General features: G+C 60.3%; 13 protein-coding genes. 4 read left to right on the top strand and 9 right to left on the bottom strand.

Annotation, left to right across the window (positions count from 1 at the left end; all coding sequences use genetic code 11):
- Positions 1-247: 247 nt before the first annotated feature.
- From PSRA_RS07445 to rpmH, 9 genes are all read right to left on the bottom strand, one after another.
- Positions 248-1,219, bottom strand: coding sequence for a ParA family protein (locus PSRA_RS07445; protein ID WP_094661271.1), 972 nt, complete (start codon positions 1,217-1,219; stop codon positions 248-250).
- Positions 1,220-4,539: 3,320 nt separating this feature from the next.
- Entirely contained in the window at positions 4,540-5,850 is a 1,311-nt protein-coding gene (gene tnpB / locus PSRA_RS07435; RefSeq protein ID WP_094661269.1) for an IS607 family element RNA-guided endonuclease TnpB, read from the bottom strand.
- Complete coding sequence (locus PSRA_RS07430) at positions 5,843-6,427, bottom strand: IS607 family transposase (RefSeq protein ID WP_094661268.1); 585 nt, start codon at positions 6,425-6,427, stop codon at positions 5,843-5,845. Before PSRA_RS07430 ends, tnpB begins: the two co-directional genes overlap by 8 nt.
- 902 nt (positions 6,428-7,329) lie before the next feature.
- On the bottom strand, positions 7,330-7,992 hold the full coding sequence (rsmG, locus tag PSRA_RS07425; RefSeq protein WP_094661267.1) for a 16S rRNA (guanine(527)-N(7))-methyltransferase RsmG: 663 nt from the start codon (positions 7,990-7,992) through the stop codon (positions 7,330-7,332).
- A gap of 862 nt (positions 7,993-8,854) precedes the next feature.
- The gene (locus tag PSRA_RS07420; RefSeq protein ID WP_094661266.1) at positions 8,855-9,427 is read right to left on the bottom strand and encodes a Jag family protein; all 573 of its coding nucleotides are present in this window, start codon (positions 9,425-9,427) and stop codon (positions 8,855-8,857) included.
- A 246-nt stretch (positions 9,428-9,673) separates the two neighbouring features.
- Positions 9,674-10,687, bottom strand: a complete 1,014-nt coding sequence (yidC, locus tag PSRA_RS07415; protein ID WP_094661265.1) for a membrane protein insertase YidC — start codon at positions 10,685-10,687, stop codon at positions 9,674-9,676.
- Positions 10,684-11,055 carry a membrane protein insertion efficiency factor YidD gene (gene yidD, locus PSRA_RS07410; RefSeq protein ID WP_211280507.1) on the bottom strand — a complete coding sequence of 124 codons (372 nt, stop codon included), beginning with the start codon at positions 11,053-11,055 and terminating at the stop codon, positions 10,684-10,686. The genes yidC and yidD overlap by 4 nt, the downstream gene beginning before the upstream one ends.
- Positions 11,056-11,141: 86 nt before the next feature.
- The gene (rnpA, locus tag PSRA_RS07405) at positions 11,142-11,546 is read right to left on the bottom strand and encodes a ribonuclease P protein component (protein WP_094661263.1); all 405 of its coding nucleotides are present in this window, start codon (positions 11,544-11,546) and stop codon (positions 11,142-11,144) included.
- Between the two features lie 18 nt (positions 11,547-11,564).
- Positions 11,565-11,699 (bottom strand): 50S ribosomal protein L34, encoded by a 135-nt coding sequence (gene rpmH, locus PSRA_RS07400; RefSeq protein ID WP_094661262.1) that lies wholly within the window; start codon positions 11,697-11,699, stop codon positions 11,565-11,567.
- Positions 11,700-12,050: 351 nt separating this feature from the next.
- Between rpmH and dnaA the strand changes: the two genes are divergently transcribed.
- The 4 genes from dnaA to PSRA_RS07380 all read left to right on the top strand — a co-directional run bounded on the left by dnaA (position 12,051) and on the right by PSRA_RS07380 (position 18,818).
- Positions 12,051-14,363: a chromosomal replication initiator protein DnaA gene (dnaA, locus tag PSRA_RS07395; protein WP_143516412.1), complete on the top strand. Its 2,313-nt coding sequence runs from the start codon at positions 12,051-12,053 to the stop codon at positions 14,361-14,363.
- Between the two features lie 1,402 nt (positions 14,364-15,765).
- The gene (gene dnaN / locus PSRA_RS07390; protein WP_094661261.1) at positions 15,766-16,890 is read left to right on the top strand and encodes a DNA polymerase III subunit beta; all 1,125 of its coding nucleotides are present in this window, start codon (positions 15,766-15,768) and stop codon (positions 16,888-16,890) included.
- A gap of 22 nt (positions 16,891-16,912) precedes the next feature.
- Positions 16,913-18,223 (top strand): DNA replication/repair protein RecF, encoded by a 1,311-nt coding sequence (locus PSRA_RS07385; RefSeq protein ID WP_094661260.1) that lies wholly within the window; start codon positions 16,913-16,915, stop codon positions 18,221-18,223.
- Complete coding sequence (locus tag PSRA_RS07380) at positions 18,207-18,818, top strand: DciA family protein (protein ID WP_094661259.1); 612 nt, start codon at positions 18,207-18,209, stop codon at positions 18,816-18,818. The genes PSRA_RS07385 and PSRA_RS07380 overlap by 17 nt, the downstream gene beginning before the upstream one ends.
- Positions 18,819-18,993: the final 175 nt, after the last annotated feature.

Here is an 18,993-nt window from a genome sequence, read left to right as displayed (position 1 = left end):
CGCAATCCGCCGCGGTCCGCCGCACCGACGGTACTTTCGAAACCGTTCCGGTCGACGATGTGCGCGTCGGCGACATCGCTCGGCACCTTCCGCCGTCTTATCAGCAGACTCCACCGGCGTCACAGGAGCGGCGCCGGCCTTCTTTTTATCGGCTTCATCATCCACCGGAAGCGCGGGAAACAGCGTTCCGATACCTCTACCCAAACGCGGATGCGAACTCATGTGTTTCTCCATTTCCTACCGAAATTTACCGGGGGATGCGCTTCAGTGTCTCTTCGGAACGGCACGCAATCTCATACGCCGCCTTGCGGTACGCCACGGCACCGATGCTGCGCGGATCGTACGCGATAACGCTCTGGCCATAGCTCGGCGCTTCGGAGACGCGAACGGAACGCGGAATATCCGTGTCGAGCACGATATCGGGATAATGCTGCTTGATTTGCGAATACACTTCCTTGCTCAGAAGCGTACGACGATCCACCATCGTCACAAGCATCGTCGAAACAATCAGCGTCGGGTTCGTCGACTGCTGCACCAGGGAAATCGTCTTGATCAGCTGACCCAGACCCTCGAGCGCGTAGTACTCGGCCTGAATCGGAATCAGCACCTCCTGAACTGCGGACAGCGCGTTCAGCACCAGCAAGCCAAGGCTCGGCGGGCAATCAATCACCACATAGTCGTAGTGCTTGTCGGTGTGATCGAGATACTCACGCAGGGCATCGCGCAGCAGGAAGACACGGTTATCCATATCCGCGATCTCCAGCTCGGCGCCGCTCAGATTGATATTGCTGGGAACGATATCGATGGTCGAGAAATCTTCGCATCCCTGCATGGCGTCCTGGAACTTGGCCCGGCCTTCGATGACGTCATACACCGACACAACATCCGGGTTGTGTGCGGCGCCGAACGCCGTGGAGCCATTGCCCTGCGGATCCATATCGATGAACAGCACGCTCATGCCGGCCTCGGCCCAGGCGGCGGAAAGGTTCACGGCCGTTGTGGTTTTACCCACGCCGCCCTTCTGGTTCGCCACCGCAATATAGCGCGTGCGCGACGGATGCGGGAACTCCGTCTGGTCCAGCTTCTCCTGACTGGCCTGGTTTTGGGCCAGTTCTCCCCCGACGCCGGAAGTGGAGCCGGCAAAAATGCGTCCGAGAATCTCAGAAGTGGTTTCAATGTGATCGCCGGACGATGGCGTTTCACGTGAAACTGCAGCCATTATTCCTCCTTGGAGTGGCTCGAAACAACTATGTCAATAGTCACCGCAAGCGACATGGACACGCAAGCGCATACGCCAAATGTGGATAACGTGGAACGGTGACCTACCCGTATTCAGTCTAATGGTTCCTTGGGTCGGAAAAGCGGTATTTCAGGAAAATCGATCCGCAAATTCCGCGGCATATATATAAAGGTGCAACCACGATGTATGGTAACCGGCATGGCAAGGGATCGCGACAGCATATTCCAAGCAGGCATCAAGAGGCACAGAGCATCACCTGGTCGACGGACAACAGGACAACACGGCCCGGAAGTCCCCGGCAATTCGGAAGCAATTGCCACCCACCGTTCACCCCGTTCTCAGATTCCACCCAGTAGCCGGCGATTTACTATGGACATCAGCGAAAGTTGATCAGGTGGAAACACCTGAACCCTTCCCTCTTCTCTTGTCTTCTCTGGTGAGCCCGGTTGTAACCCCCGGGCTTTTTTCATACCGGATGATGTGTTTCTCATGATGTTTCACAAGAAACATGCGATGTTTCTTGTGAAACATCGCGGATGGCAGTTAAGGCAATCTCGCGTAATGTGTCTGCGCAAACATCGGATGCGAAAAGTACAGGCAAAACACGATTCCTTCGTGCGGATAGTGAACCACCAGGCGTAGCCGAGGACGGAGTCATCGCAGTGACCTCTCCCCCGCTGTCTGCATTTCGACTCCAACGAGCCACTGGCGCGTGCTGCTTGTGCCAGATAAGACATCCAGCAGACATTGGAGCGACGCTCCATTCGAAGCTAAAGCGCAAACTCCTAAGAGGGAATCCATGAACGCATCCGCCGGGATTGCGCGAGGCAGTGGCATGCATGTGCCGTGGGGTCGCTATATGAAAAGGCGGATCCAACGAATGAAACATTCCAGCCGACATTGTGGCCTGACTCCATTGTTAGATAACCGTGAATATCAAATTCAAAGACATGGGACCTATGTCGAGATTTTGCGCATGACGAATACTCATCCAGGACCACGAGAGAAGATGAGTCCAGATCCGAAGACGCGAGACAGTGGAGCGAGTCCACGCGTCGCTCAGGCAGGACAGTAGATCCCAAACAGCACTGGCGGCGAATCTGAATGTAGTATTACCACAGAAAGGGCAAGCGTGTCGTTTATGACCATAAGATGCAAACTGTCCGTTACCACAATTCAGCACCTTGAAATATACATGAGATCAGCCTTGAGCATAGAGTATGACTCCACATACGCGCAGATCATCTCGATGAGAAAACCACATGAAGCATCGGCATCCATTGCCAATATGTGTGCTCATATATGGAGCGGCACTCTATACAAGCTAGTGCGTTTCGGGTGCACAGAAACATCGGACGCAGATCCCACTCAATGATGACACTCGTGTTAAGTGAGACAACAGAGTCCCAGAACTCCACCACAACACAGCCCAGAAGTCCGCTACACTATACGGTTCACCGAAGCGATGTACATTGTAATGCGGCATAAGCACGATCTGAGCAATCGTTAGAATTTGGAGTCCAACTACACACAAGCACTCCACGTCCCGCGACATGTACATGCCATAAAATTCCACCAGGCCATCTGCGCACACCGCCTCGGCTCGAAACCATCTATGTATTGTTCTCATTCCCAATCCACCATGTCACGTGCAGCCTATGATTCGGAATGTCGTAGTCTGCACATTGAATCCGCCCCTCGCCCAGTCCCGTCAAACTGGCCGAACAGAATGGAGTCACACTACACATGTTTCGACAACGCTACAACCTAATGACCATCACGACTGCGCCGCCTTCCGGCACATCGTCCACGAACGCCGACCGACTCCAGGATGGTTCCTTCTCCTCTCGATCTGCTTTGACTTCCGCGGCTACCGAGAAACCGTTCTCATCGTCTCCACACCGTTTATCGTTCTGTTGAATCCACCACGCTTCAGTCATAGCACTGCGGCTACGTGCAGATTCCTGGAGGCGGACATGAGGTGAATCGGCATGGAGCGAAACTCTATTCACTACCTCTTCTTCGCGTCTCGGAATCGCTGCTCCATTGCCTCGGCGTGCGCAATCCGGACTTCAATAGAAGCGAAGGCTTCGTCTTCGTAGATGATTGATTCCACTACCAAGCGGTTCCGTTTCCGTTCACGGTACCGAAAGACTGCGTTATCTTTAACATCGCCCAGGCATCTTTTACAGTTTCATGGGGACCGATCGCCATCGATCTCAACCTTCTACACATCGTTGTTTTACGTGAAACCTCAATGTTTCACGTAAAACAACAAGCAGCTATATGAACTGGCTTGTGAACTCAGAAGCATAATCAAGACATCCCGCTCCGTCCCCTATCTGTTCTGGACTTCATGGATCGGGGAAGTCTACGATCTCCGAAGATAGAAGAATCGCTGCCCAACACCAGGCGTGTCCATCCTTGCACCTTACCCGACACCGAAAAGACGGCTATAGCTAAAAGCCTCACCCCCACCAAAACCGGCATTGGCTCCGTACATCGGCATCGATGTTTTACGTGAAACGCCAAGTTTCACGTAAAACATCAGTAAAACGGGTCATCAGGCCCCACGTTGCATCCGGTACGGGGGGGCTCTGGGTAATCAGCACCTCCGCGACTTGCAGCGTTTCATGTGAAACATACGTGTTTCACATGAAACTTATCGAGATTCGGCACGCGCTAGATCCGCCAATACGCATCATGTAAGGCTGTAATCACCCACTTTCGAACCACAGTTCAGACATTTGTTTCCGCGTCCTGCGAGACAGTTTTTGCAGTACGTATGGTTACAGAAGTAACAGATCTTCACACACGAATTATGAACATGCTGGCAACAGGAGTCGCACACCGATTCATTCTCAGTAACTTCGGTATCGCACACCGGGCATATTGTGTTCAATCCGGCGGTGGAAACAAAATCACCATCACCAAAGAATCCGGCCATAACAGCATGAGACTTGCGTGCTTTGCGGTTCCACTCCTTCACCGGACGCTCGGATAGCCCATGCTCCTTCATATACTTTCGATGCCGGGCGATGCGCAAAACCTGCCGTCCGTAAGAACTTTTGCTGAGTGTGGCGTTGACATGGCGAGCGATAACCCTCGATATGGGGTACGCACCAATAAGAATAAGCAGCACCGCGAGAAGTGCATATCCCCTGAAGGCACACACGGCAGCCACAATAAAACAAGCAATCCCTATCAACACACTCATAGCATCATCATAAGATCTCTGGAGCGTGGCTCCAAGTAAGAGTGCCCGTTGCAAGTCGGTTGGTTATCGTGAACCGACCGACTTACATGTCCCGGTTGCCCGGGGCAGCTCCAAGTCTCACACGGCTTTCACCGCCGCTTGGTTCGCGTTTCACTGGGGTCCGCGTTGCCCGACGCTTGGCGTCGGCCCGTCTTACGTCCCCTCCGCGCGCGTTTAGGGTCTCCGGGGCACTCCCGGCGACCGGGGGATTCCAATCCCTGAGATTGACGGCCGCGTTCAGATCGCGGTCGATGGTCAGTCCGCACGACTCGCAATGATAGACGCGCTCGGACAGGGTCAGCTTGGCTTTCACCGACCCGCAGTTGGAGCATCTTTTCGAGCTCGGGTACCATCGGTCTGCGATGACGAGTCTGGCGCCCGTGCGCCTGCACTTGTATCCGAGCTGGCGGCGCAGCTCGTGGAAGCCCGCGTCCGCCACCGCCATCGCAAGACGATGGTTGGCCATCATGCCCCGCACGTTCAAATCCTCGATATGGATTTCCGAGTAGGATGCGGCAAGGCGCGCGGTGAGCTTGTGCATGGCGTCGCGCCTGACGTCGGCCACCCGCCCGTGGAGCCGCGCGACCCTCCGGCGCTGCCTCTCCCGCCTCCCGGAGCCTTTCGTCATCCGGCCCAGGCGACGCTGCGCCTTCTTCAAACGGCGCATGGCGTGCCCGAGCGGCTTCGGGTTCCCCACCACGGTGCCGTCCGACAGGGTGGCCAGCGTCTTGATTCCCAGGTCCACGCCCACGGTCCCCCGTTTCGGGGGCGCGGGCGCGGGCTTCGCGGGCGGCTCCTCCACCGTGAGCGACGCAAACCAGCGTCCGGACCACTCGCTGACGGTCATGCGCAGGACGCGCCTCCCGCCCACGCGGGACGCCACGTCCTCCATGCAGTGGACGCGCCCGATACGCGGCAGCCTCAACGCGCGCGGGTCACCCGGAACAAGGCCGAACGAGCCCGTCGTATACGCGAACGCCGGACGGGACGCGCGACGCGACTTGAACCGGGGGAACCCGACTCTCCGCCCCTTGCGCCTGCCGTGCCGGGAGTCCGACCAGTTTTTCAGCGCCCCGGCAAGGCACTCCAGGCCGTACGAGTAGCATTCCTTGCTGTTCTCGGCCCACCACGGGGCGATCGAATCCTTCGCCCCGTTCCACCACCTGCGCAGCGCGTACATGCTCCACCCGGGCCTCCCCCCGGCGTCAAGCAGCTCCCTGACATGCGCCAGACCCGCGTTATAGACGGTGCGCGCCCCGCCCGCGTGGCTTCTCAGCAGCCCGGCCTGCCGCGGCGTGGGGTCGAGCGCCACCCGCACCGCCGCGCACCCGCCCGCCGTGTCCCGTTTACGCATCCTCGGCCGCCTTCAAAGCCGCCGCCGCCTTGCCCTTCGCGGCCCGGCGCCCGTACAGGCGCGCGCAAAACGAGACGAGGACCTCCGTCACGTCCCCCACCAAATCGTCGTCAAACTCCGTATCGTCCACCACGACCAGGCGTCGCCCCGCCGCCTTCAGCGCGCTTTCCACGAGTCCCGCGTTCACACGGGCCAGCCTGTCGCGGTGTTCCACGATGAGCGTGGTCACCGTGGGGTCGGAAAGCAGACGGTTGAGCTTGCGCCGCCCGCCGTCCATCCCGCCGCCGACTTCCATGACCGCTTCCGGCGAGTCCACGCCGAGGCCGACGGCGAACGCCTTCAGGCGGTCGGCCTGACGTTGCAGGTCGGCCTTTTGGTCGTCGGAGCCGACGCGCGCGTAGCACACGGTGCGCCCCTCGCGCACGGTGTCCGCGGGCTTCTCGTAGCGCGGGTCGTGTATCAGCCACATGCCCGTCGGGGTTTTCTCCACCGGCACGGGCATGGTGCCGTCCCGGCACCACTTCCACACGGTATACGGGTTCAGGCCCTCCCGTTCCGCCCATTCACGAACTTGCATGGGATTAACGATACCATAAGAAAGCCAAGAAAAAACACGAAATAAGCCAACAGCCTACAACCCCAGCAAGATGCACGTCGAAGAATCATTAACGCATGTCAATCGTGGAAGAAGGAAACAGTATGGAGTCAGATCACAAATACAGAGCAATAGCAAACGCAAGCCTGGTGTACGCAGCTGGAGGGGGCGAAAACTCGATCCATATCAAGCGTGGAAGTCATAAGTTCCCCGAACGCTAAGAAGGTGCGCTGCCCCAGAGAAAGCGCTGCTCCGAAAGCGTACTGTTCAGAGACCACACTGTTCAGAGACGGCACCGACCAAGGGTCGGTGCAATCAGTGGCACCCTTAAAAGCGCAAAACTGCGAACAACGGAGTTATCCACAGGCAAAAGAGCCGAATTTTCAGGTAATTACCAGAAACGCCCGGGGGAAACACTCAGGTTCGTACGGTTATATATGAATCAGTCAGCAAAGCTGACCGGGAGCTCGTCTCCCATAATTCAATCCCCTTTTTCTTCTTCATCTCTCTGCAAGCCCGGGTTTTCTCCCCCGGGCTTTTCTTTTGCAGTGTCGCAGATCGGCGCATGCCAGGTTCCTGCACAACGGAACCCCTCACATCAGTGGAGTTCAGTCACACAGGAAAAGCCACACAGCACTCGCACGCTGCGAAATCGTGAACCAGCACCACATTCCTACACGCCGACGCACGGCAGCGTCACACTGTGCACAGACTACATCACAAAACACACTCTCTCATTGTGTGGTGAACACACAACGCAACCATATCGCGCTCCATACAGAAAAGCCCCAGTGCATAGCACCACGCTACACACTGAGGCTTCAGCAAAAACACGTTTAGCGTGACGTCACACCATAGAGCGCCGAACACCACAAACGCGCAATCTATCGTTTGTCCACAATCACAACATGCGTCGGCTCAAGGCCTTCCGCCACCGGCGCCTCGTAAACCCGCGGGTTGAGTCCACCGTTCTTGCGAATCTCCTTGGCGGCCTTGTCGATCTCCGCTTGCGCGGAGCGTCCCTTCAGAGCCACGAGATGTCCGTGGGGCCGCACCAACGGAAGCGTCCACCCCGACAGCTTGGTCATGGGCGCCACGGCGCGGCAGGTCACCACATCGAAACCAGGCTTCGCAGGAACCTCCTCCGCCCTGGCACGCAGTACGGTCACATTCCCCAGCTCGAGTTCATCGGCACATTCCTGCAGCCATTCCACGCGGCGCTCCATCGGCTCGATAAGAGTCACCGGAACATTCGGAATCATGGCCGCCACAACAATGCCAGGGAAACCACCGCCGGAGCCGATATCGGCAATCGAACCCTTCTTGCGCCCCTCGACGCGGTCCTCCCCCAGCGCGTCCTTGATGAACGGCACGATGGCGGCGCTGTTGAGAATATGCCGTTCCCACAGGATCGACACATCGCGCGGGCCGATCAGCCCCTTGAGCTCACCCTCGGCCTCGAGCTTGGCATGAAAACGCTCCAGAACGGGCAGCGCATCGCCCAGCGCCTCCTGAAGAATCGGGGATCCATCGAGTTCGTCGGCCATAAGCCCTCCTCTACAACACCGGCATCCACCGCGCCGGTTCTGACAGGCGGCGTGGCTGCGGCGGTTTTCGTATCCATATCCAAGCTACCGGCCGGTTCGGATAAACACGATGAACCGACGGGAATAGCAGCGCGCCAAAGCCAAGAAGCCGAAGAAACGCGCGGAAGCGGGCGGAACCCGGAGATAATCCGAAACAGGACCCAGACATGATTAAAGGGTTGTGCCTAACTTACACTCGCCAGACACAACCCCCGAGAAATCACAATTATTCACCCGGAAGGGTGCAGATAAAGGCCTAACCTTTCGAACCTTTATCTGTAAGACATGATATTCCTTCACGCCTGACAAGTCCAACGGATACGCTGAATTCCACGTTATGAACAGATGAAAATTCTCTGCGGCAAACCATCGAAAAACAGTGGAATTGTGCCGTTTTTGTGTATATCGAACACGATTTTCGTTCGAAAACGCAACGTCAAAAATCCAAGAAACGCCTCGAATTTCAACGTGCCCACATAGTGAGACAGTCTGAAAGGTTACCGAGACGTATATCCGAGGGTGGTTGGATACAAGGAAACGATTGCTTCGTCATCGCCAACGGCATACCAGCGACGATTGCCCTACGCCACTTTGAGACAGACGCCATGCCCGCAGCGCCTCGCCGCCCCGCAATCGTTCGATATCTGTTCGACCCGCATTTCCAAGGTTGACGCCATCCCCCTCTGCCCACCGATAGCGCACAGAACGCACGGCCGAAGGCAGCGAGGCATACACAAGGCATACACAAGGGGCGGCCGAAGCCGCCCCTCTGTCATATCGCATGGCGTATCGCAGCGCGTGAAACCGCAGCGCAAAGCCGCGTCTACTCGCGATCCTCGCCCTCGCCGCGAATCTCGTCGCCCTCATCGTCGAAATCATCCGCGTCATCCGCGTCATCGGCGGCCGTGGAACGCAGGTAAATCGTGACGAAACGCTTCGGCTCGGCGCCATGGGAGCGCGACTTCAGGCCTTCCTCGCGCACGATGTCATGCACGATCTTGCGCTCGAAGGAGTTCATCGGGTCCAGGCTCACGGACTCACCGCTTTCGCGCACATCGTCGATGGCGTCGAGCACTTCCTCGCGGATATGCTTGCGCTTGCGGGTCAGATAACCGTCCACGTCGAGGATGAGACGGGAACGCTCGCCCGTCTTCTGCTGCACGGCGAGGCGCGTGAGCTGCTGCAGGGCGTTGACGACTTCGCCGTCATGGCCGATCAGATGCTTGATATCGGTGTCGTCGTCGGCAACGATCTGCACAACCGGGCGGCCATTGCGCACGCCCAGGTCGATATCACCTTCGTAATCCATGATATCGAGCAGTTCTTCCAGGTAATCCGCAGCGATGTCAGCTTCTTCATTGAGCTGATCGATGGTGCGTTCCTCGTCATCGGACATTGGGATGGTCTCCTTACTTACACATGTGAAGCACCATTCTACAGGAGGCATACGCCAAAATCGAACGCCCGCTGCAGGACCGCGGCACGCCGCGACGCGCCACCGCTGCAGGGCCGCCCCCGCCTCGGCTCACCGTTCGACGGCACCACTGCCGAACGCTATGGGAAACCCCGCGGAGGAACGCCTCCGCGGGGCCATCGTAGCAATCGTGGGAAAGATCACGTGGAATCGTGACCCTCCGGCCCGTCACTTCTTCTTCGAGCCGGAGCCCTTCTTCGCGCGGTTCTTCCTGGTCGGCTGGTAGCGCTGCGGCTTGTTCTTGCGCTCGGCGGCATCGGCCTTGGCCTTGGCGAGCTCCTCCTCCTCGATGGTGGGAAGGCCCTCGCGCTTGCGACGCGCCTGCTCGCGCTTGTAGTCGCGCTTCTCCTTGTCTTCGGCGGCGGGCGAGCCCGGCGTCGGCATATTGCGCACCTGCCAGAAGGTCTGGCACAGGGTCCACGTGTTGTTCGTCAGCCAGTAGATGAGCACGGCGAACGGGAACGCGATACCCGAGAAGATGTACATGAACGGGAAGATCAGCGCCATCATCATCTGCGTGCGGTACGTCTGGCCGGACTGCGCGGCCTTCGGCGTGTTGCGGCGGATGTTGTGGAACTGCGAGTAGAACATCGTGAAGCACATAAGCGCGATGAAGATGCCGATGGTGATCTTGCCGCCGGCGTCCACCTCGGTGAACATCGAGCTCAGGTGGATGTTGAACACGGGGGTGTCCTGGAGGGACTGCGCCGTGGCCTGATCGAACGCGCCGAAGCCCTTCTTCGAACCGTTGGCGATGTAGCGCACCGAGGAGAGCACGTAGAACATCGTCATGAAGATCGGCGACTGGATCAGCGCCGGCAGGCACGAGCCCATGGGGTTGGCGTCGTTTTCCTGGTAGAGCTTCATCGTCTCGCGGCTCATGGCCTCGCGGCTGGCCGGGTCGTTCTTGCCCTTGTATTTCTTCTGGATCTTCTGCAGCTGCGGCTGGATGGCCTGCATGCGGCGCATCGACTTCATCTGCTTGATGAACAGCGGCAGAATGCACAGCCTCACGAGGACCACCAGGAAGATGATCGACAGAACCCATGCGAATCCGGGGCCATCGGGCATTCCGAAGAAGACGAACACCTTGTGGAACATGTCCAGGATGTACGTCATGAGCCACTCAAGGGGATACAGGAGTTTGTAGAACCATCCCCAGAAACCATTGTCCAAAGTCATCGGACGGTCTCCTTCTCATCGGTGGAGCCACGTCGGGCCGCGTCATCGGGCGCGATGCCGCGCGCCGCGACGTCATCGGACGCAGCGGCGCGGGACGCAGCGCCTGCGTCGGGCGTGACTCGCGGTTCCTCGTGCGCCTTGGACCACGAGAATCTATAGAAAGGCGAAAAAACCTGAGGTACGTCGTCGATGCCGCCCCTGTTCCAGGGCTGGCAGCGCATGATGCGCAGAAAGGCCAGGAACAGGCCCTGCACGGAGCCGAAACGACGGATAGCCGTGACCGCATAGGCGGAACACGTCGGATAGTATTTGCACCTCGCCGGGAACGCGGGTGAGATAACCCGCTGATACCACCGGATCAGCCGGATGGACAAGGGATTGCGCCAGGATGTGTGCCGGGACGATTCCGATGCCGGTGCATCGGCCGCCGAGGCTGCCGAGGTTCCGCGCGAAGTCACGCGGCACCGTCCGCGGCATTCCGCGGGCCCCGTGGATTCTGCGGCGGATTCGCGAGGCGTTGCGCCGCCTTCCCGAACAGGGACTCCACTTGCTCGTCAAGGGATTGGAAGGACGCATGGGCCGCCGACGGCTTCGCCCTCATGACGATGTCGCAGCCGGACGGAAGAAGATCTTCATGCGCCCTGGCAAGAACTCGGAAACGGCGCTTGACGAGATTGCGCGTCACCGCGTGTCCGACGCTTTTGGATACAGCAAGGCCCAGCCGGATGGTGCAGGACGGGGAATCCCCCGTCTCGGCATCCGGCCGCCTGCAAAAATGCACAACGAGGTCACGGCTTGTGACCTTGGTGCGCCGCTTCAGCACGTGGACGAAATCGCGATGACTCTTCAGTCGCTCCACTTGTCGCTGAAAGCCGCCTTACGCGGACAGGGACTTGCGGCCCTTGGCGCGACGACGATTGATGGTCGCACGACCGGAACGGGTACGCATGCGCACGCGGAAGCCGTGCTTCATGTGACGACGACGATTATTCGGCTGGAATGTCCTCTTCATAGTTAGTGCTCCTGGTAACAGGCCGTGCTCTAGCACGGCGCCTCATGAGTCAAGCTCTACCAAAGTACTCTGGGGTGTGGAAATAGTCAAAAAGAACACGGGGGAAAACGATACGATTCCCCGGCTCGGCGGCGCCGATGGTGTCCGGGATAGGGCTCAGGTAGGGCTCAGGTGGGAGGATTTTGTCCACATGAGGTTGTGGACAATCGTTGGGGTGCCTGGGGCCTCGGTCAGCAAATGCCGTGCTTGGTATTTCAACGATGGCGCCGGATTCCGCTACGATGGGGAGGGCGGTAGTTATCCACAAACTACACGAATGTTATTCACAATTTCGACGGTCAACACGCGTAGATGTGGATAACTTCCGACGCAGCGTGTATAACTGTGTTTCCGTCAGAGTTTCCGCGGAGTCCGTCCGGCGTCCCCGATGCGGCCTCCCGATCCGGGATGCGCCGGATGCGGGAACCGAAGGGACCCCGACCGAATCCGACGGACGCAGACGCAGCGGGCGCCTGCGCTCCCATACTCTTTTTTGCCTACCAACACTTCCCTGGAAAGGACGGCGCCATGGCGGATATGAACGATGCCGCGACCATCTGGGCCGAGGCCAAGAGGCTACTGCTTGCCAACGCGTCCCTTTCTGAGCGGTACCGGACGTGCGTGAGCGGTCTGAAGCCCTTCGTCTGCTTCGACGACATGCTTGTTCTCGAGGCCCCCGACGAACTGACGCGCCTGACCATCGAGACGCGCGTCAACAAGGAGGTCCTGCAGGCGCTGCAGATTGCGTCGGGCAGGCGGATGACCTTCGTCATCCGCATCGCCAGCGAGGCTCCGCAGAAGCCCGCCGAGACCACGACGCCCGATGACACGAACGACGCAATCACGATTGCGTACCAGGCGCAGCAGCGCAACCATCCGAGCACGACGCAGAATATCGGCACGCCGCAGACGGCAGGCGTATCACAGACGGCAGGCGCCGATCAGAGACCCCGCCAGACGCGCGGTGCATCGCAGCATCGTCAGCCCCAGGCGGACCTGTTCGACCTGCAGGCCGCCGAAGACGCCGCCGCACGCCGTAATCCGGTCTATCCCACCTATCCGGCCGACACTGCGGCGAACCAGGCGGCGACAAACCAGACGAACATGGCGCAGCCGGTTGCCCCGATGCCTCAGACGCCTGCCATGCCGGTCTCCACTGTGCCGGTTTCTGCAGCGCCGGCTTCTGCAGCGCCGGCAAATCCGGCGAATGCAGCGACGGGCGCATCGTCTGCCTTCGCACAGGGCGCGGGCGCGAACCCCGCGGCCGGCGCCGGCTACGAATACCCGTCGTATTCCGCCACCCCGTCGTATCCCAACGCCCCGCTGCCCGTCACTGGGCCGAACGAGGCGCCGCTCCCCCAGCACGCCGATGCCTTCGCGGCGCAGCGCGCGGCCGTCACCGCCGACAGCCAGGCCACCGCGCGGCAGGCGGAAGCACAGGCCCAGGCCATCGCAGGCGCATCGAACGCAGGCGAAGCATCGAACGGCGCGGCATCGGCGAACGGCGCAACCCCTGCGGACGGAGCCCAGGGCGCCAAGCAGCAGCTGGGCATGGCCGATTCACAGACCAATCGCGACGAAGAAACGCATCTGAACAAGAAGGCGACGTTCGATACATTCGTCGCCGGCGATTCCAATCGTTTCGCGCACGCCGTGGCCGTGGCCGTGGCCGAGGCGCCGGGCAAGAACTTCAACCCGCTGTGTATCTACGGCGGCCCTGGCCTGGGCAAGACGCATCTGCTCAACGCCATTGGCAACGAGGCGCTGCGCGAGAATCCGTCTTTGCGCGTTCGATACGCCAATTCCGAAGAATTCACGAATGAATTCATCGAAGCAGTGCGAAATTCGGCGAATGACCCCAATGTGGTTGCGAATTTCAACAGGCGCTACCGCGAGGTCGACATCCTGCTCATCGACGACATCCAGTTCCTCCGCGGCGAGGAGACGATGCGCCAGTTCTTCCACACCTTCAACGCGCTGCACCAGGCGAACAAGCAGATCGTCATCGCATCCGACGTGGCGCCGAAGAACCTCAAGGGCTTCGAGCAGCGCCTTATCTCGCGCTTCGACTCGGGCCTGTCGGTGGACGTGCGCCCGCCGGACCTCGAGACGCGTATCGCGATTCTGCGCATGAAGGCGCAGAACAGCGGCATGGAGGTGCCGAACGACGTGCTCACCCTCATCGCCGAACAGGTCACCGACAACGTGCGCGAGCTCGAAGGCGCCCTGACGCGCGTGCACGCCATGGCATCGCTGAATAGGCAGCCGTTGACGCGCGCCCTCGCCGAGCAGACGCTGCAGGACTTCTTCTCCAGCGACGTGGAGATCACGCCGACCGACATCATCACCACCACGGCGCAGTATTTCCAGCTGACCTTCGACGACCTGGTGGGCACGAGCCGCACCAAGAACATCGCGATGGCGCGCCAGATCGCCATGTACATGACGCGTGAGATGACGAATCTCTCGCTCGTCGACGTGGGCGAGATCTTCGGCGGACGCGACCATTCCACGGTGATGCACGCCTGCAAGAAGATCTCCTCCGAGATGTCGGAGAAGCGCGAGGTCTACAACTACGTCAAGGAACTCACCGTGATGATCAAGCGCAAGGATTCGTCGAAGTAGCGGCACACGCGCGGGGGGGGGCGGGCGCGGCGCCTCAAAATCGTGCCTCATGGCGAAGAAAACGCGCCACGAACCCCCATCTGCCGCCCCAGACCACCCATCACAGGGAGAACCATGCCCCATGGCGAAGAATCCTCGCCACGAGCGCCGTTTTCGCCTGCCACCGCCCCGATTCCCGAGGTAAACACCCTTCATGGCGAAGAAAACGTGCCATGAAGCGGCGAAATTCGGCCCGCACGGCGGAAACGGCAGGGCATCGAACGGTTTTCGCAGGTTCGCATGAGATGTCGCATATAACGGAGGCGATTCGACGGCGAAACCATGGCCATTCAGATGGCGTTCACGATGCCCTGGCCGACGGTCGAGATCGGATAGGAAGGTGGCTCGGAGGGTCGCGACGCGTCCGAATGGCCTCCAGGAACCCCAAATTCATCCACAGAGTTATCCACAGATATAGGAAAAACCTGTGGATAAGCGGCTTGAAATGGCGGATAAGCTGCGGATAAGATGGTGGAGAACCCTTGAAATTTGGGGATAATTTGAGACCTCGTTGCGCCGGTGGAAAAACGGCTTCATCGTCCACAAGTTATCCACACTTAATTCACATTGGGGGATAACTCATCACGATTCAAATTTCGCCGGACTTGAAAGGTTGTGCACAAATCCACAGCGACTATAACGACTAATAATGCATAAATAGAGATGTTTTTAAGGATATTCATGCAGCCGATGAATAATCGGTGACTTTAAAATATGCAGAAAATATGCACGCCTTGCATATTCCAAAAAGAACCACATGCGCTGCCCTGGGCCAAAACCACAGAGGACAGCGCTGGGCGCGGCAAATGTTTTAGTAAACGTTTACCTCGACTTCTGTTTTTTCCGCAGCGCCTTTCCTTCACCGTCCGGGAAGCCTGCGGCTGCCCCTTATTGAGAATGCCCTTCTGCCTTTTCCTGCTTCCTTATTGAGAATCGACTTGCTCTCCCTGTGGTTTCTTATTGAGAATCCGACCCTCCGCATGCCTCCTCGTTCATCGCAATCCCCCACGTGTTCGAAACCCATCACATCGTTCTCGTTCCCGCAACAGTGTGATGGCTTGCGGACATTTTCCGCCAATTTCGGGCGGGAAAATCGTGTTTTGTGTCCGTAACCCATCACATTGTTAGGGAATTCGCAACAGTGTGATAGGTTGCGGACATTTTCAGACGATTCCGCGGCTCGGCTCGGCGGATTCGGGTTCCCGGTAGAATGGGAAGACCTATGCCCTCGTGCGCGAGGTGCATCGTGCCGCACCGTCGGTTGCCGGCGCCGGGGTCAAGCCGGGCGCGCGCCACCGAGCGCCATGAAGCGCCACGAGGGCGCATCCAGTGTTGGTTTTGTTGGTTTGAATGAAGGACTGCCATGAAAGTTGAAGTGAATTCCGCGGATTTCGCCAACGCGGTGAACTGGACGACGCATATCATCCCGTCGCGCCCCGCGATGCCGATTCTCGCCGGCGTCAAGATCGACGCGGCCGACGGCCTTATGAACCTGTCCGTCTTCGACTACGACGTCACCGCCCGCCACCACATCGAGGCGACCGTGGACGACCCCGGCACCATCGTGGTGCTCGGAAAGCTGCTCTCCGACATCGCCAAGAACCTGCCGGCCGAGAAAACCACCCTCGTCACCGAGGGCACGCGCCTGCTCATCCGCAGCGGAAAGGCGCGCTTCTCGCTGCAGCTCATGCCCGAATCCGACTACCCCGAGCTGCCGCAGGTGCCGCAGGTGCTCGGTCAGGTGGACGCGGAGACGTTCTCCCACGCCGTCACCCAGGCCGCCGTGTCGGTGGCGCGCGACGAGGGCCGCCCGATCCTCACGGCCATCCTCATGGAATTCGAGGGCGACAAGGTGATGATGACCTCCACCGACCGCTTCCGCCTGAGCCAGATCACCTTCTCCTGGACGCCGGCCGACCCGTCTGTGAAAGCCAAGGCGCAGGTGCGCGGCTCGCTGCTGCGCGATATCGCGCGCTTCATGGACACGACGCAGAACGTCACGCTCGACTTCGACCCCGAGACGCATAACCTCATGGGCATCGAGAACGCCGGCCGCGTGTCGACCACGCAGCTGATCGAAGGCGACTTCCCCGCCGTGCGCACGCTGTTCCGCGACGAGTATCCGATCCAGGCGGTGGTGAACCGCCAGGAGCTGCTCGACGCGCTGCACCGCGTGTCTCTCGTGACCGACGGCAACGCGACGGTCCGCTGCCACTTCGCCGAGGACGAGCTCACGCTGTCGGCGGGCGCGGCCGACGAATCGCAGGCCTCCGAAGTCATCGCCTCCGACCTGGACGGCGAGGAGATCACCGTGGCCTTCAACCCCGGCTACCTCGTGGACGGCCTCAAGGCCTTCGACGAGCCGTATGTGCGCATCAAGATGACCGATGCGCTCAAGGCCGTGGAGATCGACGGGCAGCAGGAGGCCGATTCCGACGAATCCATGGACTTCCGCTACCTGCTCGTGCCCGTGCGCTTCACCGATTGACGGATCGCGGCGACGCTTTCGCATGCATGTCACACGACTTGTGCTGGACCATTTCCGCTCCTGGACGCACTGCCTGATCGATTTCGAGCCGGGCGTCACCGTGCTGTACGGCAGGAACGGCCTGGGCAAGACGAATATCGTCGAGGCCATCGAGTTCCTGTCGACGGGAGCCTCGCACCGTGCGTCGGCGTCCGCGCCGCTGGTGGAACGCGGGCAGCGGACGGCCACGATTCGCGCGAATGTGGCGTCGGGCGGCGGTGATGGTGCTGATGTCGCCGACGCCGATGGCGATGACGGTGCGGCGAACGCCGAAGGCGACGGTACAAACCACGATTCCGCCGCCGACGTGACGACATACACCGTGACGATCCCTCTGCGCGGCGGCAACAGGGCGCGTATCAACAGCGAGGCGAGCGTGTACCTGCGCGACATCGTGGGGCGCGTGCGCACCGTCACCTTCGCGCCCGACGACCAGCTGCTCGTCTCCATGGACCCCGCGCGCCGCCGCGGATTCCTTGACTCCGCCGGTGCACAGCTCGTATCCGGCTACTACGAGGCGCTGCAGGGATTCACGCATGTGGCCAGGCAGCGCGCGCAGATCTTCCGGCAGATTGCGCAGGACCGCGCCGTCGGCCGCGATATCTCGCCGCTTCTCGCCGGCCTCGACGCATGGACGGGCGGCTTCATGGACGCCGGCATCCGCCTGACGCGCATGCGCGCCCGTGTCTGCGCCGCGCTGCAGGGCGAGTTCGCGTCGATCTACGCGGACCTCGCCGACGACGGCAGCCGCGCCACGATGCGCTACACCCCGAACTTCACCGAGGCGCTGCCCCTGCTGGCGGTCGACGGCACCGCGCAGGCGCTGGGTTCCGACGATGCGGACGATGCACCCGACGATGCACCCGACGAGGCGGCGGCCATGGACGCCGTGCGACGCGGCATCAGCGGGCATTTCCAGCGCATCTACGAGGGCGAGGTGGCGCAGGGGCGCAACCTCATCGGCCCGCACAGGGACGACATCGTGTTCGAACTCGACGGCGCCCCCGCGCGCGACTACGCGAGCAACGGCGAGATGTGGACGATCGCGCTGGCCCTGCGCATGGCGCTGTTCCGCGTGCTCGACCGCATGCCCGGCGGCTCGCCGATCCTCATCCTCGACGATGTGTTCTCCCAGCTGGATGCCACGCGCCGCGCGCGCATCGTGGATTTTGCGGCGTCCTGCGACCAGACCATCATCACGGTGGCTGCCCCCGGCGATGTGCCCGAGGGCATCGACGCGCGCCTGGTGGACGTGGCCGCGGTGAAGGAGGAATCCGATGCTTCCCCATGGTGACCGAATGCCGCAGGCCCCGCAACTGCAGGCCCCGCATCCAGCTTCGCAGCAGCCGCCCACTCAGCCGCCGCAGCAGCAGCGGCATGCGGCGGCGGATAGGTCGCGCATGCCGGTGGCGGAGGCGATGGGGCTCGACCCCACGCGCCTGCCGGCCGAGATCTTCTCGCGCTACTGCACGGAGCTTCGGAAAACCGACGAGGAACGCAATCTCAAAGCGCGCGAGAACTTCGGCAAGCCCGGACGCGACCCCGTCAAGATCACGATCGCCTTCTCGCTGCTCACGCGCGACCCCATCTGGCGCCGCGGCCTGGCCGTCGCCCAGCTCTCCCAGCACTGGAGCGACCTCGTGGGCGAGGGCATCGCGATGAACAGCACGCCCGTCTCGTTCCGCGACGGCGTGCTCACCATCAAGCCCAAGTCCACGGTGTGGGCCCAGCAGCTGCGGCTCATGGCCCCGCAGATCGCGGCCAAGCTACGTGAACGCGTGGACGGGCTCGACATCCGCGAGGTGCATGTGGCGGCGGCGAATAACATCACGTTCCGCCGCGGCAAATGGGACGTCAAAGGCCGCGGCGTGCGCGACACGTATTTCTGACACGATTTTCCGGCGCGATGCGCGGCGCGGTATGCGCGAAATGAGCGGCGCCCGAAATGGGCGGTTTCTGGGGCCTCAGAGTCCCCGGGTCCTAGTAGGATTACCCATTAGGTATATATCGTGCCGTAGAGGGCCCATTTTGGGGCTTATAGGGGCATGATTCGCGAAAACCCAC

Source organism: Pseudoscardovia radai, from assembly GCF_002259605.1.
Taxonomy (GTDB): Bacteria; Actinomycetota; Actinomycetes; order Actinomycetales; family Bifidobacteriaceae; genus Pseudoscardovia; species Pseudoscardovia radai.
This window is presented reverse-complemented; position numbering and strand designations above follow the sequence as displayed.